This window comes from Frigoribacterium sp. PhB116, from assembly GCF_004364285.1.
Lineage (GTDB): Bacteria > Actinomycetota > Actinomycetes > Actinomycetales > Microbacteriaceae > Frigoribacterium.
Genome location: NZ_SOBE01000001.1, coordinates 855260 through 881285, shown reverse-complemented (window position 1 = coordinate 881285; position 26026 = coordinate 855260). Strand labels below are relative to the sequence as shown.

The following is a 26026-nucleotide window of genomic DNA, read 5'->3' as shown; positions in this document are numbered from 1 at the left end:
GAGCCGCCGGGCCGTGCGCCCCGACGGCGGACGCGGGGCGGGGCGTCATGTGCGCGTCATGCGCCGCCCGAGTCGATAGAGTGCACAGCAGCCGCGCCCACGGCGCGTCGCGGCGTTCACCCCAGACCCCTCTCGTTAGGACATCGTCTCCGTGGCCAAGCCCGTCGTGCTGATCGCAGAAGAACTCTCACCCGCCACCGTCGAGGCCCTCGGCCCCGACTTCGACGTCCGGTCGGTGGACGGCACCGACCGTCCCGCGCTGCTCTCGGCCCTCGCGGGGGCCGACGCGGTGCTCGTCCGCTCGGCGACGCAGCTGGACGCCGAGGCCGTCGCGGCGGCTCCCGGCCTCAAGGTGATCGCCCGTGCGGGCGTCGGGCTCGACAACGTCGACATCAAGGCGGCCACGACCGCCGGCGTCATGGTCGTGAACGCGCCGACCTCCAACATCATCTCGGCGGCCGAGCTCACCGTCGGACACATCCTCAGCCTCGCGCGGCACATCCCGGCGGCGCACTCCGCCCTGGCCCAGGGCCAGTGGAAGCGCTCGAAGTACACGGGCGTCGAGCTGTTCGAGAAGACCGTGGGCATCGTGGGCCTCGGACGCATCGGAGCGCTGATCACGGCCCGCCTGCAGGCCTTCGGCGTGAACGTGGTCGCCTACGACCCGTACGTCACCCCGGCCCGCGCCCAGCAGCTCGGCGTCACGCTGCTCTCGCTCGACGAGCTGCTCGCCACCGCCGACTTCGTCACCATCCACATGCCGAAGACGGCCGAGACGACCGGCATGATCGGCCTCGAGCAGATGAAGGCGATGAAGCCGACGGCCTTCGTCGTCAACGTGGCCCGTGGCGGCCTGATCGACGAGGACGACCTCTACACGGCGCTCACCACGGGCGAGATCGCCGGCGCGGGCCTCGACGTCTTCGTGTCGGAGCCCCCGGTCGACCAGAAGCTGCTCGGCCTCGAGAACGTCGTCGTGACCCCGCACCTCGGCGCGTCGACGGACGAGGCGCAGGAGAAGGCGGGCGTCTCGGTCGCGCGCTCGGTGCGACTCGCCCTCGGCGGCGAGCTGGTGCCCGACGCCGTGAACGTCGCCGGCGGGGTCATCGACCCCTACGTGCGCCCCGGCATCCCGCTGCTCGAGAAGATCGGCCAGGTCTTCGCCGCCCTCGCCGACTCGCCCCTCACCAGCGTCGACGTCGAGGTCCGCGGCGACCTCGTCGACCACGACGTCAGCGTCCTCAAGCTCGCTGCGCTCAAGGGCATCTTCACGAACATCGTCAGCGAGTCGGTCAGCTACGTGAACGCGCCGCTGCTGGCGGAGCAGCGCGGCATCACCGTGCGGCTGCTCACGGACCCCACGAGCGAGGAGTACCGCAACGTCCTCACCGTCCGCGGCTCGCTCGCCGACGGCGGCCAGATCTCGGTCTCGGGCACACTGACGGGCACGAAGCAGGTCGAGAAGATCGTCGAGATCAACGGCTACGACGTCGAGGTCCCGATCGCGGCCCACCACCTCGTCATGGTCTACGGCGACCGCCCGGGCATCGTCGCCGTCTACGGCAAGGAGTTCGGCGACGCCGGCATCAACATCGCCGGCATGCAGATCGCCCGCCGCAGCGCCGGGGGCCAGGCTCTCAGCGTGCTCACGATCGACAGCCCCGCGCCCGACGACCTGCTCGAGAAGGTGCGCACGGCGATCGACGCCGAGCTGCTGCGCGAGATCGACGTCACGCTGTAGCGCTGCCCTCCCTCGCGCCTCGCGCGACACGACGACGCCCCGGTGTCGGTCCTCTGACCGGCGCCGGGGCGTCGTGGTGCGTGCGGGCGTGCGGCTGTGCGTGCGGGGGAGAGGCCGCGCCTAGAGCTCGATCGACTCGTGGGCCGCGAGCTGCACGGCGTCGCCGCCCACCGACTGCGCGCTCGCCTTCATGCGGTCGAAGTGCATCGCCAGGCCGGGGCCGGAGAGGGTCTGCTCGTGCGTCGGGAAGGCCAGCTTCGGCTTCACCGCCGCCACGTAGTCGATGACCTCGGACACCTTGAGCCACGGGGCGCCGACCGGCGTCGCCAGGGTCTCGACGGGCACGTCCGGCACGGTGAACTGGTCGCCCGGGTAGAACAGCGATCCGTCGACCAGGACGCCGACGTTGTCGATCACGGGGATGCTCTCGTGGATCACCGCGTGCCGCGTCCCGTGGAACGACAGGGTGAAGGGCCCGGCCTCGACCATGTCGCCGTCGGTGACGACGTGGACCTCGAACCCGTCGGCCGCGTCCGCGACGCCCTGCGGTCCGTACAGGACCGCGCCGGGGTTCGTCTCCCGCAGGTGGCCGAGCTGGTCGGGCGTCCAGTGGTCGGCGTGCTCGTGGGTCACGACGACGGCGTCGACGTCGTGCAGGTCGACCAGGGGAGCGGTGAACGAGCCGGGGTCGATGACGAGCTTGCGCCCGTCCTTCTCGACGACGAGGCAGGCGTGTTCGAGTTTCGTGAGGCGCATGAGGCCGACTGTACGCCCGCCGCAGGCCGCGGCGACCCCTCGTCGGGGACCGGTGCCCCGCCTCCTGCACGCCCGCGGACCGCCCGCGACACGCGGGGCGGCCTCGATTTGTGACCGGCTCGACAGCTGTGGCATACTCGACGAGTTGCAAATACGGCCCCATCGTATAGCGGCCTAGTACGTCGCCCTCTCACGGCGGTAACACGGGTTCGAATCCCGTTGGGGTCACCACCACGAAACCGCCCGGCTCTCAGCCGGGCGGTTTCGTCGTTCTGGGGAAGGATCGGCCCCTCAGGGCCCGCCCCGGCCCAGCCCCCACGAGGACGGCCCCGACGACGTCGGGGTGACGTCGCCGGGGCCGTCCCGCCGTGAGGCAGGTCGAGCACCGCCAGGGCGGTCTAGCCCTTCGTGGCGCCGGCCAGCAGGCCGCGGACGAAGAACCGCTGCAGGGCGAAGAACACGATCAGCGGCACGATGATCGAGATGAAGGCGCCGGCCGTGAGCAGCTCCCACGACTGGCCGTACGAGCCGGACAGGTCCTGCAGCGCCTTCGTGATGGGCAGCCCCTGCCCCGAGGTGAACACCGTCGCCACGAGCAGGTCGTTCCACACCCACAAGAACTGGAAGATGCCGAAGGAGGCGATGGCCGGCATGGACAGCGGCAGCACGATGCGGAAGAAGACCTGGCCGTGTCCGGCGCCGTCCATGCGGGCCGCCTCGATCACCTCCGCCGGGATCTCGGAGATGAAGTTGTGCAGCATGAAGATCGCCAGGGGGAGCGCGAAGATCGTGTGCGCGATCCACACCTTGGCGAACGAGCCGTCGAGCCCGTTCACCCCGAGGCCGGGGAGGATGTACAGGCCCCCGACCCGGAGACCGTCGGAGAAGAGCCGGAGCAGCGGCACGAGGGCCATCTGGATCGGCACGATCTGCAGCGCGAAGACGAGCACGAACATCGTGTTGCGGCCCTTGAAGTCGATCCACGCGAACGCGTAGGCCGCGAGGCTGGCGATCGTGATCGGGATGAGGGCCGCGGGCAGCGTGATGACGAGGGAGTTGAAGAAGGCCTTGCCGAGGGTGAGGCTGTCGCCCGAGTTGAACGCGTTGACGTAGTTGTCGAGCGTGAACCCGGGATTGGCGAAGACGGTCCACCAGCCGGTCGTCTTGATGTCGTTCGCGGGGCGGAACGACGAGATGAAGAGACCGGCCGTCGGCAGCGTCCAGATCGCGGCGATGATGAGCGCGGCGATCGTGGCGCCGCGGCTCGTCGTGCCCTTCTTCAGCTTGCCGCTCGAGCTCTCGACGGCGGCGAGGCCGCGCTTGAGCTGCCGCTCGGTGCCCGAGCCGACGGCGACCCCGACGGGGGTGGGGGTGGCGGTCATCGGATCTCCCTCTGCTTCTGGATCTGGCGGGCGTTGTAGACGACGATCGGCAGGACGAGCACGAACAGGATCACGGCCAGCGCCGAGCTGTACCCGGTGCGGCTGCCGAGCTGGAACTGGCGCACCATCTCGAAGGCGAGGATGGTCGTGTCGTTCCGGCCGCCGGTCATCGCCGAGACGATGTCGTAGACCTTGAGCGAGGCGATCGAGATGGTCGTGAGCACCACGATGATCGTGGTGCGGATGCCGGGGACCGTGATGTGACGGAAGGCCTGGAAGCCGTTCGTCCCGTCGAGCGAGGCCGCTTCGAGCTGCTCCGCCGGGACGCCCTTGATGGCCGCGGACAGCACGGTCATCGCGAAGCCCGCCTGGGTCCAGATCAGCACGATCACGAGCAGGAGGGTGTTCCACGGCTCGAGGCCCAGCCAGTCGACGGGCTGGCCGCCGAAGCCGACGAGGATGCCGTTCAGCAGGCCGATCTGGTCGCCCTGGCGGATGTCGTAGAAGAACTTGAAGATGATCGACGCGCCCACGAACGAGATGGCCATCGGCATGAAGACGAGCAGCTTCAGGAACTTCTCGCCGCGGCTCTTGTCGATGAAGACCGCGTAGGCGAGGCCGATGGCGGTCGCGGTGATCGGCGCGAGCAGCACCCAGATCAGCGTGTTGCCGAAGGCGGTGAGGCCGTCGGGGCTCGTGAAGACCCAGACGAAGTTGTCGAGGCCCGCGAAGCCCGAGCCGTCGTTCTTCATGAAGGCCTGGCCCGCGGTGGTGATGGTGGGGTAGATCAGGCCGATCAGCAGGAAGAACACCGCCGGGGTCATGAAGGCGATGAGCTGGAGCGAGTAGCCGGCCCCGCGCTTCGAGCGGTAGTCGAGCAGGAACAGCCCGCCGCCGAGGACGGCGGCGATCGCCGCGACCCAGATGACCGACTGGTAGAGGCCGAAGGCGAGCAGCACCACCACGGGGACGACGACGCAGACGGCGAGGCGGAGGATCGTGTACTGCAGGCCGCGGCGGGGCGCGAACTCGACGAAGACGAGCACCACGCCGACCAGCGCGGCGAAGGCGAGCAGGATCAGAGGGATCTGGGCCAGGGGCGGGATGCCCGCCAACCACTGGAAGAAACTGGACATCGCTGTCCCTTTCACGTTCGGGTACGGGGGGCGCTCGGGCGCAGGCGGGAGGAGGCGGCTGTGCGCGACGGGGACGCGTGAGGGGCCGCCGCCGCACGGCGACGGCCCCTCACGGCGGGGTTGCTGGCTAGCTGGTGTAGCCGGCCTGGATCTCCTCGAGCACCGAGTCGGTGTCCGTGCCGTCGATCCAGTCGACCATGCCCTTCCAGAAGCTGTCGGAGCCGACCGACTTGGGCATCAGGTCGGAGCCGTCGAAGCGGAACGTGGTGTCCGTGCCCTGGAGGATCTCGACGGCGCCCTTCAGCAGGTCGCTGCCGGCGTTCTCCGGGTCGAGGCCCTTGTTCGCGGAGATGACGCCTCCGAGCGAGACGCGGCTGTTCGCCCAGTCGGCGCTGGCGAGGTACGCCTGCACCTTGGCGGTGTCGTCGTCGTTCGAGAACGCGGCGACGAACTCACCGCCGCCGGTGACGGCTGCCGGGTCGTCCTCCTTCATCGGCGGGGTGAGGAAGGCCCACACGTCGCCGTCCTCGGCGACCGTGGCGGGGGTGCCCTCGGCGTTGTTCGCCGCGGTGAGGAAGCCCTCGAAGAACGAGGCCTGGTGCGTCAGCGCGCAGCTGCCGTTCGCCACGTTGGTCGCGACGTCGCCGAAAGCGGTCGAGTTGATCGACTTCACGTCGCCGTAGCCGGCGTTGACCATCGCCGGGTCCTGCAGGATCGTGCCGACGGAGTCGAACGCGTCCTTGATCTCGGGGTCGGTGAACTTCGTGTCGCCGGAGACCCACGAGTCGTAGGCGTCGGGGCCGGCCTCGCGGAGCACGAGGTCCTCGACCCAGTCGGTGCCGGGCCAGCCCGAGGCCTCGCCCGAGTTGAAGCCCGCGCACCAGGGAGCGGTGCCGGTCTTCTCCTGGATGGTCTTCGAGACCTCGACGAGCTCGTCGTAGGTCTTGGGGATCTCGACGCCCCACTCCGCGAACTTCGCGGGGGAGTACCAGACGTAGCCCTTGACGCTGGCCATCAGCGGAGCACCGTACTGCGTGCCGTCGACCTGGCCGTACTTCTGCCAGTCCTCGGACCAGCCTTCCTTGACGTTGGCGAGCGCGTCGGCCGGGAGCTCCTGCACCTTGCCCGACGACGTCACGGTGTCGGCGAGGAGACCTGGCTGCGGGAAGATCGCGAGGTCGGGGGTGTCGCCGCCCTGGACCTTGATGCCGATCTGCTTCTCGAACTCCTTGTCGCCCGTGTACTTGATCTCGATGTCGTTCTGCTTCTCCCAGTCGGCCCACGACTCCTCGAGCAGGGTCGCCTCGTCGCCGTTGATGGTGCCGTAGACGTTGACGACGCCGTCGGCCGTGCCGACCGATCCGCCGGCGTCGCCGCCCGCGTTGGGGTCGTTGGGGTCGGCGCTTCCGGAGCAGCCGACCAGCAGGAAGCTGGATGCCGCCAGGATGGCCAGGGGCCCGGTGAACCTGCGGTGCAGGGATGCTCGCATGGTGATCTCCTCGTCGAGTTGCGATGCACGTGCCCCGCCCGTGCTGCCGAGCCGGGACACTGCCGCGCGCGTCGTCGTCGACGCGCGTCGACGATGAGTGTCACACACGCGCAGGAGGCGCGCAACAACCCGTGCTAGCGGCGCGTCGCAGCGGGACGAGCGGCAGGACGGACGGCGCCGTGGGAGTCGAGGGGCGGGGGCGCGGAACTGCCCCGGACGACGAGCTGCGGGGCCACGAGGAGGTGCGGCGCGTCGAGCCGGCATCCCTCCAGCCGGTCGACGAGGTGGTCGACGGCGGCCGCCGCGAGCTCGACACCGGGCGGCGAGACGGTCGTGAGCGGCGGCGAGGTCATGTCCGCGGCGAGGTCGCCGATGCTGAGGGCCACCACCGAGGCGTCTCGGGGGATCGAGCAGCCGGCGAACGCGGCCGCCTGCACGAAGCCGGCCAACGCCGTCTCGTTGAACGCGACCACCGCGGTGGGACGTGCCGGCGAGGCGACGAACGCGTCGAAGGCCGCGCGGCCGCCCGTGACCGAGACGGGGGCGTGGTGCACCTCGAGCACGAGGCCCGCTCGCCGCGCGGCGTCGTCCAGTGCGCGGGAGGCCCTCGCGAGGGGGCCCGAGCCGCGCTCGTGCGAGCCGACCGACTGGCTGAGGAAGAACGCCCGCTCGTGGCCGAGGTCGACGAGGTGCTGCACGGCCAGGCGCCCCAGCGCGTCGTAGTCGGCGTCCACGAACCAGAGGCCGGCCACGTCGTCGGGGCGGCCGATGTTCGTGAAAGGGACCCGCGCCTCCGTCAGGACGGGCACGCGGTCGTCCTCCGGCGTCAGCTCCATCAGGACGACGCCGTCGACCAGGCCCTCGCTCACGAGGCTCTCCAGGCCCTCGACGTCGTCGATCGGGGTCGACCAGAGCAGGAGGTGGTAGCCGCGTTCCCGCGCCCGGTCCGTGGCTGCCGCGACGTACTCGAACTCGGACGACGTCACGCCGCGCCTGCCGTACGGGTAGTGCAGGGCCAGGATGCCGCCCCGCGACCCCGCCAGGCCGCGCGCGAAGGCGTTCGGCGTGTAGTTGAGCTCGGCCATGGCCGCCTCGACGCGACGGCGGGTGGCGTCCGAGATCGTCCGACGGCCGCTGAGGGCGTACGAGACGGTGCTCGACGAGACGCCGGCCAGGCGCGCCACGTCGTCACGGGTCGCTGGTGCCATGCTCGTCCACCTCGTCGTCGGTCGTGCGCACAGCATACGAGCGCAGGCCCGGATGAGCGACGAGCGTCGGGTGGGAGGGAGCCGCTACGCAGGCCACACCGATCGCCGTGCCTGTCTGTCCAGACCCGAGCGGCCCGCTCCGGCCGCGGGCGGCCTACGCAGGCCACACCGGTCGCCGTGCCTGTCTGTCCAGACCCGAGCGGCCCGCTCCGGCCGCGGGCGGCCTACGCAGGCCACACCGGTCGGAACTGCACCGAGATGCGCGGGCCGACCGCCTTGCGGGTCTTCGCGATCGCGTGCTCGTGCGTGCGCTGGCTGCTGCCGCCCATCACCAGCAGGTCGCCGTGGCCGAGGGGGAAGCGCTGCACCTTGCCCGTGCGACGTGACCGGATCGCGAGGGTGCGCGGCGCGCCGAGGGACAGGATGCCCACCATCGTGTCGCGGTCGATCGTGCGGCCGACGCGGTCGCCGTGCCAGGCGATGCTGTCGTCGCCCGTGCGGTAGAAGCAGAGCCCGGCGCGGCGGAACAGCTGCGCGTCGGGCGCCCCGCGCCGGCTGGAATACCACTGGTTCAGCTCGTCGCGCGCCGTGCCGAGCACGGGGTCGGGCAGCACGTCGCGCTCGCCGTAGGACGACACCAGCCGTGGCACCTCGACCACCCGGTCGTACATCGTCCGCGTGTCGGCCTGCCAGGGGACCTCGGCGACGAGGCGCTCGAACATCGCGTCGCTGCCCGTCGCCCAGCCGGGCACGAGGTCGAGCCACGCGCCGTCGTCGAGGGGCAGGTGCTGCACGGCCCCGTCGAGGTCGCGCAGGCCGGTGCCCCGCCTCGTGACGGGGCCCGCGCCCGTCTCGGCGTCGTCGTCGAGGCCGTCCAGCAGGGAGGATGTGAAGGTCGTGCTCATGCCCCTCAGCCTAGCTGATCGTTCGAACACGCGTTCGAACAGGGTCGTCGTCACCACCGGGGCGCGACGACCTCGGACGCCTCCGGTCCGGTGAGCTCGTGCGCCACGCCGTCGACGTCGACGTCGACCAGCGCTCCGCCCCAGAACGACACCTGCAGCCTGCCCTGGTAGACCCACAGCCGCTCGCCCGACGACCGGTCGAAGGCGACGACCGTCGACCGGCCGCCCGAGCTGCCGTAGGCGAACGCGTAGCCGACGGTGCGTCCGGTCGCGGCCGGCACCGCACCGCCCGGCAGCTCGACGACCGACCTCGCGGCCCCGTCCGTCCCGTCGAGGACGCGCAGGGCGAGCGATCCGTCGTCCCCGTCGGGCGCCGCGGCGAAGAGGTCGTCGTCGGTCTGGCCGGCGAGGCCGTCGACGCTGACCGCTCCCCGGCGGTCGTGGCTCCAGCGGGTCTCGCCCGTGTCCCAGTCGACGCAGCTGACGCGGTCGTCCGCGACGTCGGTCACGACGAGGCACGTGCGTGCCGCGCTCGGCGCCCCCTGCACGTCGGGGGAGGTCGTCCACCGGGTGCGCCCGTCGAGGTCGACGGCCGTGAAGCCCCCCGACCGACCCGACGGCGACACGATGAGGTCGTCGTGCACGAGCGGCCCGACCAGCGTGTCGAGCCTCGTGCCCCAGTCGCGCTCGCGGCCCGTCCGCGGGTCGACGGCCACCGTGCCGCCCGGCGTCGAGACGAGGGCGCGGTCCGGGAGGGCGAGGACGACGCCCGTCGTCGTGCCGGCGCCCCGCCACGTCACGTGCCCGAGGTCGTCCGCGTCGCGGACCTCGTACCGGTAGGCGCCGCCCGCGGACGGCTGGCGTCCCGTGAGGACGACCTGGCCCTCCGACTGGAACTGGTCGCTGTCCGTCGTCGTCCACGGCGCGGAGCCGTCGACGACCCGACCCGTCGCGGGGTCCAGCGCCACGAGCTTCGAGAGGGCGCCGCCCGAGGTGCGCAGCAGGAGGCGGTCGGGGTCGCCCGCCGGGCCGATCGCCGAGGCCGACAGCACCTCGGCTCCGTCGAGGTCGCCCAGGTCGGCGAAGTCGTCCCGGGCGTCGTGCACCCAGGCCATCCGGCCGTCCCGCGTGTCGAGCAGCCCGACCCGCGACCCGACCTGCCGGGTGTCGCTGCCGCAGCCCGCGTCGTTGGCGAAGCCGTAGGTCCAGGCCGGTGCGGCGCGGACGAGCACGAGACCGTCGTCGCCGACCGGCGCCGAGGGGAACCGCAGGCAGAGGGCCGGCGCGCCGGGGGCGAGGGCCCCGGCGAGGTCGGCGGTCCAGCCGGAGGCGGTCGGCGCCTCCCGCAGGTCGACGGTCGACGTGCCCTGCCAGGGCGACAGGCCGCCGTACACCGGCTGGCCGGGGACGAGGGCGGCGGTGACGGCCACGGCGGCCACCACCAGGGCGAGGTAGCCGAGGGCGAGACGACGGCCGGGCGCGAGGCGGCGCCACCAGCGCGGGCCGGGCGACGGCGGACGACCCGACGGGCTCCCGGACGGGGGCAGGACCTGCTGCCCGCCCTCCGCCTCCTCGGCAGCCGTCGTCCGTGCCCCGGTCGTCGGCTTCTCCCAGACCACCGCAGCCCTCGGCCTCGAGGGCTGCCACGGGGCGCCCGGCACCGTCACGAGGTGCTCCCGACGCGGGTGCGGTCGACGAGGCGGGAGGCGGCGGCGGAGTCGTCCACGACGACGAGGGCGCCGCCCCAGAACGAGACGCGCCCGGTCGACGTCGACGTCCAGAGCCGACGTCCGCTCGACGCGTCGTACGCGCTGACCGCGTCGGGGCTGGTGCCGGAGTCGTCGGTCTCGACGTAGACGACGGTGCGCGAGGCGGCGACCACCTCGTCGGACGGGCCGAGCGGCAGGGCGACACGGCGCGAGCCGTCCGACACGTCGAGGGCGGCCAGCTCGGGGCCGTCGTCGCGCTGCACCACGACCCAGACGTCGTCCCGCGACTGCCCCGGCACGGGCACGACCCGGGCAGGGCCGCCGAGGTCGCGGCTCCAGAGCACCCGCCCGTCTCCCCGGTCGAGGCAGGTGACGGAGGAGGCGTCGGGCGACAGGGCGAGGACGCACCGGTCCGTCACGTCGAGGGCGCCTGCGTCGACGGGGGTCGTCCACCGCCGGTCGCCGAGCGGGTCGACGGCCGACACGGTCGGACGGGACCGTCCCGCTCGCTCGACCACGTAGAGGGATCCGTCGACGGCCGGGCCGACGGCGGCCGTCTCGAGGGTCGTGCCCCGGCCCCTGCCCCGTTCGAGCGGACGCGCCGCGCCGGTCCGGCCGTCGACGAACGAGCTGCGGCCGTCCGCCTCGACGACGACGCCCGACTCCAGCAGCAGGGGAGTGGTGCCCACGTCGGCTCGGCCCTGCCAGACGGGCTCGGTGAGGTCGCCCGCGTCGACGAGGGAGAAGCGCCTCGACGCGTCGTCGGTGCCGCCGACGGCCCGGAGCTGCAGGCGCCCGACGGCGGCGACGCTCACGGCGGGCAGGTCGCGGCGCCCGCGCGCCACCTCCTGCGAGTCGCCTCCGTCGAGGTCGAGCGCGACCTGCGCGGCGCCGCCTGAGGTCTGGACCTGGACCAGCACGCGGCCGGCGGCCGGGACGACCTGCGTCGCCGGGATGGCCAGGGCGTCCGCGTCGGGCACGTCCGCCGCGAGGTCGTGCACCCAGCGGACACGGCCCGTCCCGGCCTCGACGAGCGCCACTCGGCTCGTGTTCCCCGACACGGCGGCGCGGCGACAGCCGGTCGAGGACGCGGCGTCGTCGGTCTCGAGGTCGACCGAGGTGCCCACGGCGACGAGGCCGTCGACGGCGACGGAGGGCCAGACGTGCACGCAGCTCGGGGGCACGTCGGGCGCCAGGAGGCCGGCGAGGTCGAGGGTCCACGCGGCATCCGTCGGCAGGCGCCGCAGCTCGTCCGCGACGGGCGTGCCGGACGCCGGGCCGTCGCCGTAGCGGGGGACGACCGCGACCCCGACGACGAGCACGGCCGTGGTCGCGAGGGCGAGGGCGAGGTAGGCGGAGCGCAGGCGGGACGACGAGGAGGCGGTCGTCCGGCGCCGACGTCGGGGCGCCTCCTCGTGCGGCACGACAGGGGGGAGGCGGGAGCCGGACGGCAGGGAGGCGGGCTGCGCCGCGCCGGCCTCCGGCGCGTCGGCACGGCGGCCCGCGCCGGGACGGGCCGGCAGCCAGGGGGCGTCGTCTCGCACCATGCTCGGTCGACCTCCTCGTCGGGCGGGTCCGCCGCCGCACGACGGAGGACCTGGTACCAGTCAGGACCCGCGAGGTGCCGCGCGCCCACCTCGTGTTCGGAGACCTCGGCCGCGGCGCTCGCCGAGGGGAATGCCGGGCGCCCGCGGCCGCGTTGCACCCGGCAGCGCGTCGAGCAGGGGCCGGGAGGCGCTGGCGTAGACTTCGACGATCATTCCGACCGAGACACCCGAGGAGAGGGGCGTGCCCGTGGGCAGGACGCTTGCCGAGAAAGTGTGGGACGACCACGTCGTCGTCAATGGCGAGGACGGCGCCCCCGACCTTCTCTACATCGACCTCCACCTCCTCCACGAGGTCACGAGCCCGCAGGCCTTCGACGGGCTCCGGCAGGCAGGGCGGCCGATGCGGCGCACCGACCTGACGATCGCCACCGAGGACCACAACACCCCGACCCTCGCGATCGACAAGCCGATCGCCGACCTCACCAGCCGCACGCAGATCGAGACGCTCCGCCGCAACACGGCCGAGTTCGGCGTCCGCCTGCACCCGCTCGGCGACGCCGAGCAGGGCATCGTCCACGTCGTGGGGCCGCAGCTCGGCCTCACCATGCCGGGCATCACGGTCGTCTGCGGCGACTCGCACACCTCGACGCACGGCGCGTTCGGCGCGATGGCCTTCGGCATCGGCACGAGCGAGGTCGAGCACGTCATGGCGACGCAGACCCTGCCGCTCAAGCCGTTCAAGACCATGGCCGTCACCGTCGAGGGCACGCTGCGCCCCGGCGTGACGGCGAAGGACGTCATCCTGGCGGTCATCGCGCAGATCGGCACCGGCGGCGGCCAGGGCTACGTGCTCGAGTACCGCGGCAGCGCGATCCGTGCCCTCTCGATGGAGGGGCGCATGACGATCTGCAACATGTCGATCGAGGCCGGCGCCCGTGCCGGGATGGTCGCCCCCGACCAGATCACCTTCGACTACCTCGAGGGCCGCGACCACGCCCCGACCGGCGCCGACTGGGACGAGGCGGTCGCCTACTGGAAGACCCTCCCGACCGACGACGACGCCGTGTTCGACGCCGAGGTGTTCCTCGACGCCGACTCGCTCGAGCCGTTCGTCACCTGGGGCACGAACCCCGGCCAGGGCGTCTCGCTGAGCGACTCCGTGCCCGACCCCTCGACCGTCGTCGACCCCAACGAGCGCGCCGCCGCCGAGCGCGCCCTCGAGTACATGGCCCTCGAGGCCGGCACGCCGATGAAGCAGATCCCCGTCGACGCCGTGTTCATGGGCTCGTGCACCAACAGCCGCATCGAAGATCTGAGGGCCTTCGCGTCGATCGTGCAGGGCAAGACCAAGGCCGAGGGCGTCCGCGTGATGGTCGTGCCGGGCTCGGCCCGCGTGCGGCTCGAGGCCGAGGCCGAGGGCCTCGACAAGGTCTTCACCGACTTCGGCGCCGAGTGGCGCTTCGCCGGCTGCTCGATGTGCCTCGGCATGAACCCCGACCAGCTCGCCCCGGGCGAGCGCTGCGCGTCGACCTCGAACCGCAACTTCGAGGGCCGCCAGGGCAAGGGCGGGCGCACCCACCTCGTGTCGCCGCTGGTCGCCGCCGCGACCGCCGTCCGCGGCACCCTGTCGTCCCCGTGGGACCTGTCGGCCGACGAGGCGGGCGCCGTCGGCGCGGCGTCGTCGACCCCGATCCACGACCAGGTCGCCGCCGAGCTGACCGGCCAGACCGCAGGAGGCGCGTCCTAGTGCAGAAGTTCACCGTCGTCACCGGCGTGGCCGCGCCCCTGAAGCGCTCGAACGTCGACACCGACCAGATCATCCCGGCCGAGTTCCTCAAGCGGGTCACCAAGACCGGCTTCGAGGACGCGCTCTTCTTCTCGGCGCGCCAGGACCCGGACTTCGTGCTCAACCGCCCGGAGTACCAGGGCGCACGAGTGCTCGTGGCCGGCCCCGACTTCGGCACCGGCTCGAGCCGCGAGCACGCCGTCTGGGCGCTCCGCGACTTCGGCTTCGACGTCGTGCTGAGCTCGCGCTTCGGCGACATCTTCCGGGGCAACTCGGGCAAGCAGGGCCTGCTGAGCGCCGTCGTGGCCGAGGACGACATCGAGCGGATCTGGGCGGTCGTCGAGGCGAGCCCCGGCATCGAGATCACGGTCGACCTCGCCGCGCAGACCGCCACGGTCGGTGACCTCACGGTCTCGTTCGAGGTCGATGCCTACACTAAGTGGCGCCTCCTCGAGGGTCTCGACGACATCGGACTGACCCTCCGCGACGAAGCCGCGATCACAGAATTCGAAACCCGCCGCGCCGCCTGGCGCCCGAAGACATTGCCGGTGAAGTAAGTGAACTCTCTCGTCCAAGACGCAGCAGCTGCAGGGGCCCGTGTCGGCCTGAAGTCCGATGAGATCGTCATCCGCGGCGGCAAGCCGCTGATCGGTCGCATCGAGGTGCGCGGGGCGAAGAACCTCGCCACGAAGGCGATGGTCGCCGCGTTGCTCGGCGACACCCCGAGCATCCTGCGCGACGTCCCGGACATCAGCGACGTCAACGTCGTCCGCGGCCTGCTGTCGGTGCACGGCGTCCGCATCACCGACCCGGCCCGCGGCGAGATGATCCTCGACCCGGCCAACGTCGAGTCGGCGCACTTCGCCGAGATCGACGCGCACGCGGGCTCGAGCCGCATCCCGATCCTGTTCTGCGGCCCGTTGCTGCACCGGCTGGGCGAAGCGTTCATCCCCGACCTCGGCGGCTGCCGCATCGGCGACCGTCCCATCGACTTCCACCTCGACGCGCTCCGTGCCTTCGGCGCGGTGGTCGACAAGTCGTACAACGGCATCCACCTCACCGCGCCCGACGGGCTCAAGGGCGCGAACATCGAGCTGCCCTACCCGAGCGTCGGCGCGACCGAGCAGGTCCTGCTCACGGCCGTGCTCGCCGACGGCGTCACCGAGCTCCGCAACGCGGCGATCGAGCCCGAGATCATGGACCTCATCGCCATCCTGCAGAAGATGGGCGCCATCGTCTCGGTCGAGCCGAACCGCGTCATCTTCATCGAGGGCGTGAAGACGCTCCGCGGCTACACGCACCGGGCCATCAACGACCGCAACGAGGCCGCCAGCTGGGCGAGCGCCGCGCTGGCGACCAAGGGCGACATCTTCGTCGAGGGCGCCGACCAGAAAGACCTGATGACGTTCCTCAACGTCTTCCGCAAGGTCGGCGGCGACTTCGACGTCCACGAGGACGGCATCCGCTTCTTCCACCCCGGCGGCGAGCTCAAGCCCGTCGTCGTCGAGACCGACGTGCACCCCGGCTTCATGACCGACTGGCAGCAGCCGCTCATCGTCGCGCTCACCCAGGCGCAGGGCACCTCGATCGTGCACGAGACGGTCTACGAGAACCGCTTCCAGTTCACCGAGGCGCTGAACGACATGGGCGCCGACATCACGGTCCACAAGGAGGGCCTGCCCGGCCACGACCGTCGCGTCGCCCGTCGCGAGTTCGAGCAGGCGGCCGTCATCAACGGCCCGACCGCGCTGCACGGCGCCGACATCCGCGTCCCCGACCTGCGCGGCGGCTTCAGCCACCTCATCGCCGCGCTGACGGCCGAGGGCGAGTCGAAGATCAGCAACGTCGGCATCATCAGCCGCGGCTACGAGCACTTCATCGCGAAGCTGCGCAAGCTGGGCGCCGACTTCGACTTCCAGGGCTGATCGCGACGTGAGCGACGCCTCCTCGCCGACCCCGCCGGCCGGCGGGGTCGACGCGCCCCTCGTCCAGACGCCTCGCCAGGTCGGCCGCTTCGGCCGCGGCAAGGAGAAGAGCGCTGTGTTCCGGGGCGTCGCCGCCGTCGGCGCGCCGCTCTTCGACCGGCTCGCCCGCATCGAGGTGCGCGGCGCCGAGAAGCTCCCGGCCGAGGGGGCCTTCGTGCTCGCGCCGAACCACTACACGAACATCGACCCCGTCGTCGTGGCGCGGCTGATGTGGACCCTCGGACGCGTGCCGCGGTTCCTGGCCAAGGCGTCGCTCTTCCGCGTGCCCGTGTTCGGCTCGCTGATGCGCGCCATGGGCCACGTGCCCGTCGAGCGCGGCGGCCGGACGCACGACAGCGACCCCCTGCAGGCCGGGCGTGCCCTGGCGACCAGCGGCGGGGGAGTGATCATCTACCCCGAGGGCACGCTCACGCGCGATCCCGACCTGTGGCCCATGAAGGGCAAGAGCGGTGCCGTCCGGCTCGCCCTCCAGGCGGGGGTGCCGCTCATCCCGATGGCCCACTGGGGCAGCCAGCACGTGATGGGCCGCTACTCGGCGAAGATCAGCCTGTTCCCGCGGAAGCGCATCGTGGCCGCGATCGGCGACCCCGTCGACCTGTCGCCGTGGCGGGGCCGCCACCTCGACCAGGCCGCCTACACCGAGGCCACGGCCCTCGTCATGCAGCGCATCACCGAGCTGCTGGCCAGCCTCCGCGACGAGGAAGCGCCCGCCGAGCCGTGGGACCCGCACACGAAGCACCAGAAGGAGACCGGACGCTTTGAGCAGCCGTGACGAGAGCAGCCGTGACGACAGCAACCGCGACGTGACCGGCGACGGCGGTCGAGGCGCCGGGACGAGGGAGGACGCCATCGGGGCCCTCGGGGAGGGCGCCGTCACCACGGAGGCGATCTCGGTCGTGATGCGCAGCGCCGTGCCCCGCACGGTGGCCGTCCTGGGCTCCGGCAGCTGGGGCACCACGTTCGCCAAGGTCCTCGCCGAGGGCGGGGCCGACGTCACCCTCTGGGCCCGACGTCCCGAGGTCGCGCGTGAGATCACCGAGAGCAAGCGCAACAGCGACTACCTCCCGGGCATCAACCTGCCCCGCACCCTCGTGGCGACGCCGGACGTGGCCGCGGCGCTCCGCGGCGCCGAGCAGGTCTACCTCTCGGTGCCCAGCCAGACCCTCCGCGACAACCTCGCCGCGGTGCGCGAGCTCGTCCCGCGCGGCGTCCCGGTGGTCAGCCTCATGAAGGGCGTCGAGAAGGCGACCGGCCTGCGCATGAGCCAGGTCATCGAGCAGGAACTCGGCATCGACCCCGACCTGATCGCCGTCGCGTCCGGCCCGAACCTCGCCCTCGAGATCGCGAAGCGCCAGCCGACCGCCGCCGTGGTCTCGTCGCAGAGCCTCGAGACCGCGACGCTCGTCGCCGCCACCGCGACCAACCCGTACTTCCGCTCGTTCGTGAACACCGACGTGATCGGCACCGAGTTCGGCGGGGTCCTCAAGAACCTCATCGCGGTCGCCATCGGCATCGTCGACGGGGTCGGCTACGGCGAGAACACGAAGGCGTCGATCATCACCCGCGGCTTGGCCGAGATGACCTCGTTCGCCGTCTCGTTCGGGGCCAAGGCCGAGACGCTCGCGGGGCTCGCGGGCCTCGGCGACCTCATCGCGACGTGCGAGTCGCCGCTCTCGCGGAACAACACGGCCGGCCGCCTCCTCGGCCAGGGCTACGCCTTCGGCGACGTCGTCCGGCAGATGAACCAGACGGCCGAGGGGCTGAGCTCCGTCGCGCCGATCCTCGAGCTGGCTCGCTCGCGAGGGGTCGACATGCCCATCGTGCAGCAGGTCGCCGAGGTGCTCGCCGGTACGCTCGACCCGCGGAACATCGCGCCGCACCTGACCGAGACCGACGAGCCCCAGGGCGAGTAGCGGCAGGAGGCGCGGCGTCCGTCACGGACGCGACCCGCGCCTCCTGCCTGCTCACGCGGGCTGGCGGCGCCGAACCACCCGAAGGGCCCCTCGATGACCACCACCACTCCCGCCACGACCGGAGCCCCTGCGACCGGAGTCCCGGCGAGCGTCGAGAAGCAGACCGTCGTCGTCTTGTTCGGCGGCCGATCGAGCGAGCACTCGATCAGCTGCGCCACGGCCGGGGGCGTGCTCGCCGCGATCGACCGCGACCGCTTCGAGGTGGTGCCCGTCGGCATCACCCGGGAGGGCGCCTTCACGCTGCAGCCCGACGACGCGGCCCTCTTCGCCCTCGACGCCGAGTCGCTGCCGGAGGTGCGCGACAACGGCACCCGGGTGCGCTGGCCCGAGACCGCCGCGAGCCGGGGGCTGAGCGTCGTCGAGCCCGACGGCGGGGTCCACCTGCTGGGCGACGTCGACGTCGTGTTCCCCATCCTGCACGGCCGGTTCGGCGAGGACGGCACCGTGCAGGGCCTGCTCGAGCTGGTCGGGCTGCCCTACGTCGGCGCGGGCCTGCTCGCGTCGGCCGTCGGCATGGACAAGCACTTCACGAAGACCGTGCTGCAGCAGGCCGGCATCGCCGTCGCGCCGTGGCGCACGGTGCGACGGACCGAGTGGACGAACGCCCCGGAGGCGGTGGCCGCCGAGGTCGCCTCGCTCGGCTTCCCCCTCTTCGTCAAGCCCGCCCGCGCCGGCTCGAGCGTCGGCGTCTCGCGGGTCGACCGCCCGGACCAGCTGGCCGCCGCCATGCAGGTCGGCCTCGCCGAGGACCACAAGGTGCTCGTCGAGGCGGGCGTCGTCGGTCGGGAGATCGAGTGCGCGGTGCTCGGCGGTCGCGACGGCGGGGCCCCGCGCACCTCGGTCGCCGGCGAGATCGTGCTCAGCGACGAGACCTTCTACGACTTCGAGTCGAAGTACCTGGGCGGGGCGGGCGCCGACCTGCTGTGCCCGGCGCCCCTGTCGGACGACGAGCTGGCCGAGATGCAGCGGCTCGCCGCCCTCGCCTTCGAGTCGATCGACGGCACCGGGCTCGCCCGCGTCGACTTCTTCCTCACCGACGAGGGCTGGGTCGTCAACGAGGTCAACACGATGCCCGGCTTCACGCCGATCTCGATGTTCCCGGCCTGCTGGCTCGCGAGCGGCCTGAGCTACCCCGAGCTCATCACCGAGCTCGTCGAGCTGGGGCTCGCGACCGACCGCTGAGCGGGCCGTTCGTCGCCCGCGCCGGAGCGCCCTGCGGCGTACGCCGTACCGGGTCCCCGCACTGCACCGGGTTTCGTACACTGCACCGCGTCTAGACCCGGTGCAGTGTACGAAAGCCGGTGCAGTAGTGGCTGCTCGCCGGGGCGACGGACCAGCGGCCGGATGGCGAGCGAGGCGGCTGGGCCGTGGGCCGGCTCAGGGAGCGGGCGTCTCCGACGGCACGTCGGTCGACGGCACGTCGGTCGAGTTGTCGGCCGGGTCGCCGACGCTCGGCAGGTCCTCGACGCCGACGCAGCCGCGGCCGTCCTCGGGCAGGTAGCCGACGGCGTCGGCGAGGTCGAAGAGGGCCGTGCTGCCGACCTCGGCGCTCACGACGACCTGCACGGCGGGCGTGCGCCCGTAGGTCGTGAACGTGAAGGTGTCGCCGTCCTCCGGGCCGTCGTCCGACAGCCAGTCGACGCCCTGGATGGGGTTGCACGGCAGATCGGAGACCGCGGGGGACTCGACGCCGCAGCGCAGCAGCACCGTCGAGGGCGTGCCCCAGGCTCCCGTCCCCTGCGCGTCGGTCTCCCGCCGCTGCTGAGGGTCGGAGTCCGGCCCGACAGTCTCGGGCAGGTGCACGACGACGTCGGCGCAGGCAGGGTCGTTCGCGCCGTCGGCCGACTGCATCGGCACGGCGGCCGTGCATCCCGACAAGATCGACGCGGCGACGACGCCGAGCGCGACGACGAGGGAGGGGCGCAGGAGGCGGCGGGACGGAGCGGACATCCCGGCCAGGCTACCGTCGACCCCATGGAACGATCCTCCAGGTCTCTCGACGCTGCCGACACCGCCGACGCTGCAGACACCGCCGCCGCTGCCGACAACGCCGACACCGTCGAGGCCGTCGGCGAGCTGGCCACCCTCGCGCGCATCCTGCCCCGCCTGCCCCGCGGTCTCGACACGCAGCTCGGCCCGGGCGACGACGCCGCCGTCGTCGCCGCGCTCGACGGCCGCTTCGTCGTGACGACCGACCTCATGGTGCACGGTCCCGACTTCCGGCGTGCCTGGTCGACGCCGCACGACCTCGGCTGGAAGGCCGCGGCCTCGAACCTCTCCGACGTGGCGGCCATGGGCGCCCGGCCCACCGCCCTCGTGGTCGCGCTGGCCGTCCCCGGAGACACTCCCGTGGCCGACCTGGAGGGCCTGGCCGACGGCCTCCGTGACGCCTGTGCGGCCATGGCGCCCGGCTGCGGCGTCGTCGGCGGCGACCTCTCCGTCTCCGCGGTCTTCACCGTGGCGGTCACGGCGTTCGGCGACCTCGGCGGGCACGACCCGGTCCGGCGCGACGGTGCCCGCGTCGGCGACGTGGTCGCCGTGTCCGGTCCGCTCGGCCGGGCCGCCCGAGGACTCGATCTGCTCTTCCGCCTCGGCGTCGACCACGACGGCGTCCCCGACGCCGCCCTCGCCCGTGAGGTGCGCGACCGCGACGCCGACGTCGGGTGGCAGCTGGCGCCCACCCCGCCGATCGCCGACGGGCCTGCCGCTGCCCTCGCGGGGGCGACGGCGATGCTCGACCTGTCCGACGGCCTCGCGCTCGACGCCTCCCGGCTGGCCCGCGCCTCCGGCATCGTGCTCGACCTCGAGTCCGCGGCCCTGGGAGCCGACCCGCACGCCGCCCTGGCCGGGGGAGAGGACCACTCCCTGCTCGCGACGTTCCCGGCCGACGCGGACCTGCCCGGCGGCTTCCGCCGGCTCGGCACGGTGCGGGACCTCGCAGGAGGCGCCCCCCGCGTCGCCGTCGACGGCCGCGACCTCGGCGAGCCCGGCGGCTGGGATCCCTACCGCCTCTGGACCGGCCAGCAGGGCTGACCTGCTCCCGCCGCTGCTCGGGCGTCCGGCCTCAGGCGTCAGGCATCAGGCGTCGCGCGTCGCGAACCAGACCGTCGTGTCGCCGTACGACTTGCGGGCGTCGAGCGTGAGCCCGTCGGGCCAGCCGGGCTCCCCGTCACGGGAGGCGCGCTCGACGACGACCAGCGCCTCCTCGGCCAGCGACGGGAGCAGCGCCGCGAGGTCGGCCGCGAGCTCGGCCGCCGACAGCTCGTAGGGCGGGTCGAAGAAGACCAGGTCGACGAGGGCGGCGCCGCCGCTCAGGTACGACCGGACCGGCTGGGCGACGACGTCGACCCGGGGTGCCTTCCCGGCGGGTGCCCGGCCCACGACGGCGTCGACGTTCTTCCGCAGTGCCTTCGCGGCGGCCGGCGCCTTCTCGACGAGCACGACCGAGGCGGCCCCCCGCGACGCGGCCTCGAGCCCGAGCCCACCGGTGCCGGCGTAGAGGTCGAGCACGCGGCGCCCGGTGATCTCGTCGCGCGCGTCGAGCGACGAGAACAGCGCCTCGCGCACCCGGTCGCTCGTGGGTCGTGTGCCCGTCTTCGGCACGGCCAGGGTCAGGTTGTCGGCGAAGCCGGAGATGATGCGGGACACGACCCCATCCTGGTCCATCGCCGCAGCCGTTCGAGCAAGTCGACAACGCGGCCCCGAGGAGGCGCGCGACCGGTCGTGGGACCCGCACAAGCGAGTTGTCGGCCGGCACCCCTGCGGGCACGATCGCCCCCATGACCAGCGTCGATCGTACTGTCAGGCCCTCGTTCACCAAGTCGCTCTTCGCGGGGCGGATCGCGTCCGAGCTGGCGTTCCCGTACCCGCACATGACCACGGCCGAGGCCGCCAGGGTCGAGACGGTCTCGGCGTCGGCCCGCGAGGTGCTGGCCGACTACGACCCGCTGCGGGCCGAGCGCGAGGGCTGGATCGGTGACGACACGGTGCGGGCCCTCGGCGAGCGGGGTCTGATGGGCCTGTTCGTCTCCGAGGAGTACGGCGGGCTGGGGCTGAGCCAGAGCGCCTACTGCCGCGTCTACGAGGAGTTCGGCCGGGTCGACGGCACCCTCGCCACCGTGATGGGCGTGCACCAGTCGATCGGCACGAAGCCGCTGCACCTCTTCGGCACGGACGACCAGAAGGCCCGCTGGCTGCCCGACCTGGCGAGCGGACGGAAGCTCGCGGCCTTCGTCCTCACCGAGCCGAACGTGGGCAGCGACGCCTACGCCCTCGAGACCCGCGCCGAGCGGCAGGCCGACGGCAGCTGGCTGCTGAACGGTGAGAAGCGCTGGATCGGCAACGGCGACAAGGACGTCCTCACGGTCTTCGCGCAGAGCGACCTCGGGCACGTGGCCCTGATCGTCGAGAAGGGCATGGACGGGCTCAGCACCGGCCCCCGCTTCGAGACCCACGGCCTCAAGGCCAACCACCTCCAGCGCGTGCACTTCAAGGACGTGCGGGTGCCCGCCGAGAACCTGCTCGGCGAGCCGGGCGACGGCTTCCGCATCGCGGTGAACACGCTGAACAACGGCCGCATGTCGATGGGCACGGCCATCGCGGGCGGCATGAAGCGGTTCCTCGAGCTGAGCCTCACGCACACGGAGGCGCGTCACCAGTTCGGCAGGCCGCTCGCCGACTTCGAGATGGTCGGCGACAAGCTCGCGTGGATGACGCAGCAGATCTACGGCGTCGAGTCGATGTCGTACCTCACCACCGGGCTCGTCGACCGCGGCGACACCGACTTCGCGCTCGAGTCGGCCATGACGAAGGTCACCGCCAGCGACACCGGCTGGTACGCCCTCAACCGCGCGGTGCAGCTGCACGGCGGCGAGGCGTACATGGAGGGGCACCCGCTGTCGAAGGCCCTGCGCGACTTCCGCATCTTCCCGATCTTCGAGGGCGCGAACGACGTCCTCCGCGCTTTCGTCGCCCTCAACGGGCTCAAGGCCCTCAGCGAGGAGCTGCCCGACGTGGCCTCCCTCAGCATCGGCGACCCCGGCCGGGCGATGGGCGTGCTGGCGCCGTACGTGGCAGGTCGCGTGCAGCGTCGGATCAGGCCCGAGCGGCCGGTGGGCGTGCACCCGCAGCTCGCGCGCGCCGCGGCCCAGGTGGGCGAGCAGGTCTCCCAGCTGCGCGAGCGGGCCGAGGGCGCCCTCCGCAAGCACGGCAAGCGGGTGCAGGAGGCCCAGCTCGTACAGAAACGCCTCGCCGACGCGGCGTCCGGCATCTACGCGCAGACGGCCGTGCTGTCGCGGGCCTCGGTCGCCCTCGAGGAGGCGCGGGCCGACGCCGACGCCGAGCGTCACCTGGCGATCGGGTTCTGCAAGCAGTCCGCACGGCAGGTCGCGCGGCAGCTGCGGGCGCTCGAGGTGAACGACGACCGGCACGTGACCGCGCTCGCGGCGTCGACCCGCGCCTCCGGCGGGTACTCGTTCCGGCTCTGAGGCGCGGGGCCGGCTCCGCGGACGACCCGGCCCTGTCGGGGGCGCGCAGTAGCGTGGGGACGTGCCCGCGCCCCTGCCCGACCCGTCGCCGCTCGACGCCGCGCTCTCGAGCGCCCTCGGCGGCCGCACGGCCCAGGCGATGCAGAAGGCGTTCGGGCTGCGGACCGTCGGCGACCTGCTGTCGCACTACCCGCGGCGCTACGCCCGGCGCGGCGAGCTGACGGCGCTCGACTCGCTGCCGCTCGGCGAGTCCGTGACGATCGTGGCCGAGGTCCTCGACGTGCGCGAGCGCACCATGCGGGCCCGGCGGGGGTCGATCCTCGAGGTGCGCATCGGCGACGGCGAGGGAATCCTCACCCTGACGTTCTTCAACCAGGCCTGGCGCTCGCGCGACCTCGTGCCCGGAGCGCGCGGCATCTTCGCGGGCAAGGTGGGCGACTACCGCGGCCTCCGGCAGCTGGCGCACCCGGACTACGAGCTGTTCGACGCGTCGCACGAGGCGGTGGCCGGGGTCGGCGACGCCGAGGCGCAGGCCTTCGCCCGGCAGCCGATCCCGATCTACCCGGCCAGCGCCTCCGTGGCGTCCTGGCAGGTGCAGAAGTCGGTCGAGGTGGTGCTCGACACGCTGCCGCCGCTCGACGACCCCGTGCCGGCCGCGGTCCGGGCCGAGCTCGAGCTCGTGCCGCTCCGCGAGGCGCTCGAGCTGGTGCACCGGCCCGAGAAGGACAGGGACCACCTGAGGGGCCGCGACGCCCTGCGGTTCCAGGAGGCGTTCGTGCTGCAGAGCGCGCTCCTCCAGCAGCGGGCCCTGCTGCGCACGACGAAGGCGACGGCGCGCTCGGCACGGCCGGGCGGCCTGCTCGAGCGCCTCGACGCGGCGCTGCCGTTCGAGCGCACCTCCGACCAGGTGCTCGTCGGCTCCGAGATCGACCGCGACCTCGCGGCCGACGTCCCGATGAACCGCCTGGTGCAGGGCGAGGTCGGCTCGGGCAAGACCCTCGTGGCCCTGCGCGCGATGCTGGCGGTCGCCGAGAGCGGCGGCCAGTCGGCGCTGCTCGCCCCGACGGAGGTGCTGGCCGGCCAGCACCTCCGCTCGATCGTCCGGTCGCTCGGCCCCGACCTCGCCGCCGAGCTGCGCCCCGTGCTGCTCACCGGTCAGATGAGCACCGCCGAGCGCCGCAAGGCCACCCATGCCGTGGTGAGCGGGCAGTCCCGGATCGTCGTCGGCACCCACGCGCTGATCAGCGACGCCGTCGAGTTCTGGGACCTCGGCCTCGTCGTCGTCGACGAGCAGCACCGGTTCGGCGTCGAGCAGCGCGAGGCGCTCCGCCGCAAGGGCGCGGCACCGCCCCACGTGCTCGTGCTCACGGCGACGCCGATCCCGCGCACCGTCGCGATGACGGTCTTCGGCGACCTCGACGTGTCGACGATCACCGAGCTGCCGGCCGGCCGACAGCCGATCGAGTCGTTCGTCGTGCCCCTCGCCGACCGCCCCGGCTGGGCCGACCGCATCTGGCAGCGCTCCGCAGAGGAGATCGCGAAGGGGCGCCAGGTCTTCGTCGTCTGCCCGGCCATCGACGCCGCGACGGTCGAGCAGGGCGAGCCGGCCGCCGGGGCCGGGGGGCCGGAGGCAGGCAGCGCTAGCTCCGCCGCGACCGACGGGACCGCAGGAGGCGCGCCTCCTTCCCCCGAGCGCGCCAGCGTCGAGGCCGTCACGGCCCTCGCCCGCTCGCTGCCCGTGCTCGCGGGCGCCCGGGTCGAGCCGCTGCACGGCCGCATGTCGGCCGACGAGAAGGACGACGTCATGCAGCGCTTCGCCCGCGGCGAGATCGACCTGCTGGTGGCGACCACCGTGATCGAGGTCGGCGTCGACGTCCCCAACGCCTCGACGATGGTGGTGCTCGACGCCGACCGGTTCGGCATCTCGCAGCTGCACCAGCTGCGCGGCAGGGTCGGCCGGGGCGGTCACCCCGGCCTCTGCCTCCTGGTGACGCACGCGCCCGTCGACTCCACGGCACGCGAGCGCGTCGACGCCGTCGCCGCCACCCTCGACGGGTTCGAGCTCGCGCAGGTCGACCTCGAGCTGCGGCGCGAGGGCGACGTCCTCAGCAGCCTCCAGTCGGGCGGCCGGTCGTCACTGCGCCTGCTGCGGGTGACGACCGACGGCGACCTGATCGGCATCGCCCGCGAGCACGCCGCCGAGCTGCTCGACGCCGATCCGTCGCTGGGGGAGCACCCCGCGCTCGCGGCGGCCATCGCGCGCCGGCTCGACGACTCGAGCCGCGACTTCATGGCGGCGGGCTGAGGGTCTCTCCGGAGCCACCGGCTAGGGTGACGGGATGAGCAGGATCGCCGTCGTCCCGGGGTCGTTCGACCCGGTCACCCTCGGCCACGTCGACGTCATCGCGAGGGCTGCGGGCATCTTCGACGAGGTCCACGTCCTGGTCGTGCACAACCCCGACAAGACGGCCCTCCTTCCTCTCCCGAAGCGGGTGTCGCTGCTCGAGCGGTCCCTCCGCGACGCGGGTCTGCCGAGCAGCGTCTCGGTGCACAGCTGGAGCGTCGGGCTGCTGGTCGACTACTGCACCGAGGTCGGCGCGTCCGTCCTCGTCAAGGGCATCCGCTCCCAGGTCGACGTGGCCTACGAGACGCCGATGGCCATCATGAACCGCAGCCTGGCCGGCGTCGAGACGGTCTTCCTGCTGCCCGACCCGGCCCACGCCCACGTCTCGAGCTCGCTCGTGCGCCAGGTCGCGTCGCTCGGCGGCGACGTGCGGCCCTACGTCCCGACGGCCGTCGCCGACTACCTCGCGACGAGCTGATCGACCCGGCCCACCTGGCACACCGACCCACCTCAGCCGCACCGCACTCCGAACACGACACGACGCACCACGGACCGATCCAGATCACGCCCGGCACCCGA

The 26026-nt window shown here is 72.8% G+C and carries 21 protein-coding genes and 1 tRNA gene; 12 read left to right on the top strand and 10 right to left on the bottom strand.

The genetic code is table 11. The features are described from left to right. Positions 1–151: 151 nt before the first annotated feature. The gene (serA, locus tag EDF20_RS03960) at positions 152–1741 is read left to right on the top strand and encodes a phosphoglycerate dehydrogenase (protein ID WP_133737755.1); all 1590 of its coding nucleotides are present in this window, start codon (positions 152–154) and stop codon (positions 1739–1741) included. A 120-nt stretch (positions 1742–1861) separates the two neighbouring features. Here the strand turns inward: serA and EDF20_RS03955 are convergent, their stop codons facing one another. Continuing rightward, on the bottom strand, positions 1862–2497 hold the full coding sequence (locus EDF20_RS03955) for an MBL fold metallo-hydrolase (protein ID WP_133737754.1): 636 nt from the start codon (positions 2495–2497) through the stop codon (positions 1862–1864). Positions 2498–2652: 155 nt separating this feature from the next. Here EDF20_RS03955 and EDF20_RS03950 point away from each other — a divergent pair. Beyond that, positions 2653–2728: transfer RNA gene (locus tag EDF20_RS03950), tRNA-Glu, on the top strand. Positions 2729–2895: 167 nt separating this feature from the next. Here EDF20_RS03950 and EDF20_RS03945 read toward each other — a convergent pair. The 7 genes from EDF20_RS03945 to EDF20_RS03915 form a co-directional block, all read right to left on the bottom strand. Further along, positions 2896–3879 carry a carbohydrate ABC transporter permease gene (locus EDF20_RS03945; protein WP_133737753.1) on the bottom strand — a complete coding sequence of 328 codons (984 nt, stop codon included), beginning with the start codon at positions 3877–3879 and terminating at the stop codon, positions 2896–2898. Then, the gene (locus EDF20_RS03940) at positions 3876–5015 is read right to left on the bottom strand and encodes a sugar ABC transporter permease (protein ID WP_123546465.1); all 1140 of its coding nucleotides are present in this window, start codon (positions 5013–5015) and stop codon (positions 3876–3878) included. The genes EDF20_RS03945 and EDF20_RS03940 overlap by 4 nt, the downstream gene beginning before the upstream one ends. Positions 5016–5142: 127 nt before the next feature. Then, on the bottom strand, positions 5143–6504 hold the full coding sequence (locus EDF20_RS03935) for an ABC transporter substrate-binding protein (RefSeq protein ID WP_123547278.1): 1362 nt from the start codon (positions 6502–6504) through the stop codon (positions 5143–5145). A gap of 134 nt (positions 6505–6638) precedes the next feature. Continuing rightward, complete coding sequence (locus EDF20_RS03930) at positions 6639–7712, bottom strand: LacI family DNA-binding transcriptional regulator (RefSeq protein ID WP_158614605.1); 1074 nt, start codon at positions 7710–7712, stop codon at positions 6639–6641. A 224-nt stretch (positions 7713–7936) separates the two neighbouring features. Continuing rightward, positions 7937–8617, bottom strand: coding sequence for an alpha-ketoglutarate-dependent dioxygenase AlkB (locus EDF20_RS03925; RefSeq protein ID WP_133737752.1), 681 nt, complete (start codon positions 8615–8617; stop codon positions 7937–7939). A 50-nt stretch (positions 8618–8667) separates the two neighbouring features. Continuing rightward, positions 8668–10236 (bottom strand): PQQ-binding-like beta-propeller repeat protein, encoded by a 1569-nt coding sequence (locus EDF20_RS03920; RefSeq protein ID WP_133737751.1) that lies wholly within the window; start codon positions 10234–10236, stop codon positions 8668–8670. A 44-nt stretch (positions 10237–10280) separates the two neighbouring features. Further along, positions 10281–11873, bottom strand: coding sequence for a PQQ-binding-like beta-propeller repeat protein (locus EDF20_RS03915; RefSeq protein WP_133737750.1), 1593 nt, complete (start codon positions 11871–11873; stop codon positions 10281–10283). 247 nt (positions 11874–12120) lie between these two features. Here EDF20_RS03915 and leuC point away from each other — a divergent pair, with 247 nt between their 5' ends. The 6 genes from leuC (at position 12121) to EDF20_RS03885 (ending at position 18799) form a co-directional block, all read left to right on the top strand. Next, entirely contained in the window at positions 12121–13620 is a 1500-nt protein-coding gene (leuC, locus tag EDF20_RS03910) for a 3-isopropylmalate dehydratase large subunit (RefSeq protein ID WP_243833408.1), read from the top strand. Beyond that, positions 13620–14216, top strand: a complete 597-nt coding sequence (leuD, locus tag EDF20_RS03905) for a 3-isopropylmalate dehydratase small subunit (protein WP_123546460.1) — start codon at positions 13620–13622, stop codon at positions 14214–14216. Before leuC ends, leuD begins: the two co-directional genes overlap by 1 nt. Continuing rightward, positions 14217–15584 (top strand): UDP-N-acetylglucosamine 1-carboxyvinyltransferase, encoded by a 1368-nt coding sequence (gene murA / locus EDF20_RS03900; RefSeq protein ID WP_123546459.1) that lies wholly within the window; start codon positions 14217–14219, stop codon positions 15582–15584. It abuts the gene before it with no gap. Positions 15585–15591: 7 nt separating this feature from the next. Further along, on the top strand, positions 15592–16416 hold the full coding sequence (locus EDF20_RS03895) for a lysophospholipid acyltransferase family protein (RefSeq protein WP_123546458.1): 825 nt from the start codon (positions 15592–15594) through the stop codon (positions 16414–16416). A gap of 127 nt (positions 16417–16543) precedes the next feature. Next, positions 16544–17557 (top strand): NAD(P)H-dependent glycerol-3-phosphate dehydrogenase, encoded by a 1014-nt coding sequence (locus EDF20_RS03890; RefSeq protein ID WP_123547277.1) that lies wholly within the window; start codon positions 16544–16546, stop codon positions 17555–17557. Positions 17558–17650: 93 nt separating this feature from the next. Then, on the top strand, positions 17651–18799 hold the full coding sequence (locus EDF20_RS03885; RefSeq protein ID WP_133737749.1) for a D-alanine--D-alanine ligase family protein: 1149 nt from the start codon (positions 17651–17653) through the stop codon (positions 18797–18799). A 195-nt stretch (positions 18800–18994) separates the two neighbouring features. On the opposite strand, the gene EDF20_RS03880 is transcribed toward EDF20_RS03885, so the two are convergent. Then, positions 18995–19567, bottom strand: a complete 573-nt coding sequence (locus tag EDF20_RS03880) for a DUF3515 domain-containing protein (RefSeq protein ID WP_133737748.1) — start codon at positions 19565–19567, stop codon at positions 18995–18997. A 24-nt stretch (positions 19568–19591) separates the two neighbouring features. On the opposite strand from EDF20_RS03880, the gene thiL reads away from it, so the two are divergent. After that, complete coding sequence (thiL, locus tag EDF20_RS03875; RefSeq protein ID WP_133737747.1) at positions 19592–20650, top strand: thiamine-phosphate kinase; 1059 nt, start codon at positions 19592–19594, stop codon at positions 20648–20650. Positions 20651–20695: 45 nt separating this feature from the next. Here the strand turns inward: thiL and rsmD are convergent, their stop codons facing one another. Then, entirely contained in the window at positions 20696–21265 is a 570-nt protein-coding gene (gene rsmD, locus EDF20_RS03870) for a 16S rRNA (guanine(966)-N(2))-methyltransferase RsmD (RefSeq protein ID WP_123546454.1), read from the bottom strand. A gap of 131 nt (positions 21266–21396) precedes the next feature. Between rsmD and EDF20_RS03865 the strand changes: the two genes are divergently transcribed. The 3 genes from EDF20_RS03865 to coaD all read left to right on the top strand — a co-directional run bounded on the left by EDF20_RS03865 (position 21397) and on the right by coaD (position 25925). Continuing rightward, entirely contained in the window at positions 21397–23103 is a 1707-nt protein-coding gene (locus EDF20_RS03865; RefSeq protein WP_133737746.1) for an acyl-CoA dehydrogenase family protein, read from the top strand. 61 nt (positions 23104–23164) lie between these two features. Further along, the gene (locus tag EDF20_RS03860) at positions 23165–25408 is read left to right on the top strand and encodes an ATP-dependent DNA helicase RecG (RefSeq protein ID WP_279586164.1); all 2244 of its coding nucleotides are present in this window, start codon (positions 23165–23167) and stop codon (positions 25406–25408) included. Between the two features lie 34 nt (positions 25409–25442). After that, positions 25443–25925 carry a pantetheine-phosphate adenylyltransferase gene (coaD, locus tag EDF20_RS03855; RefSeq protein WP_133737745.1) on the top strand — a complete coding sequence of 161 codons (483 nt, stop codon included), beginning with the start codon at positions 25443–25445 and terminating at the stop codon, positions 25923–25925. Positions 25926–26026: the final 101 nt, after the last annotated feature.

Bases quoted from the DNA above. Each gene is read 5' to 3' on its own strand.
- EDF20_RS03955 (WP_133737754.1), bottom strand. From the start codon at position 2,497: ATGCGCCTCACGAAACTCGAACACGCCTGCCTCGTCGTCGAGAAGGAC.
- EDF20_RS03945 (WP_133737753.1), bottom strand. From the start codon at position 3,879: ATGACCGCCACCCCCACCCCCGTCGGGGTCGCCGTCGGCTCGGGCACC.
- EDF20_RS03940 (WP_123546465.1), bottom strand. From the start codon at position 5,015: ATGTCCAGTTTCTTCCAGTGGTTGGCGGGCATCCCGCCCCTGGCCCAG.
- EDF20_RS03935 (WP_123547278.1), bottom strand. From the start codon at position 6,504: ATGCGAGCATCCCTGCACCGCAGGTTCACCGGGCCCCTGGCCATCCTG.
- EDF20_RS03930 (WP_158614605.1), bottom strand. From the start codon at position 7,712: ATGGCACCAGCGACCCGTGACGACGTGGCGCGCCTGGCCGGCGTCTCG.
- EDF20_RS03925 (WP_133737752.1), bottom strand. From the start codon at position 8,617: ATGAGCACGACCTTCACATCCTCCCTGCTGGACGGCCTCGACGACGAC.
- EDF20_RS03915 (WP_133737750.1), bottom strand. From the start codon at position 11,873: ATGGTGCGAGACGACGCCCCCTGGCTGCCGGCCCGTCCCGGCGCGGGC.
- EDF20_RS03890 (WP_123547277.1), top strand. From the start codon at position 16,544: ATGCGCAGCGCCGTGCCCCGCACGGTGGCCGTCCTGGGCTCCGGCAGC.
- EDF20_RS03885 (WP_133737749.1), top strand. From the start codon at position 17,651: ATGACCACCACCACTCCCGCCACGACCGGAGCCCCTGCGACCGGAGTC.
- EDF20_RS03880 (WP_133737748.1), bottom strand. From the start codon at position 19,567: ATGTCCGCTCCGTCCCGCCGCCTCCTGCGCCCCTCCCTCGTCGTCGCG.
- thiL (WP_133737747.1), top strand. From the start codon at position 19,592: ATGGAACGATCCTCCAGGTCTCTCGACGCTGCCGACACCGCCGACGCT.
- EDF20_RS03865 (WP_133737746.1), top strand. From the start codon at position 21,397: ATGACCAGCGTCGATCGTACTGTCAGGCCCTCGTTCACCAAGTCGCTC.
- coaD (WP_133737745.1), top strand. From the start codon at position 25,443: ATGAGCAGGATCGCCGTCGTCCCGGGGTCGTTCGACCCGGTCACCCTC.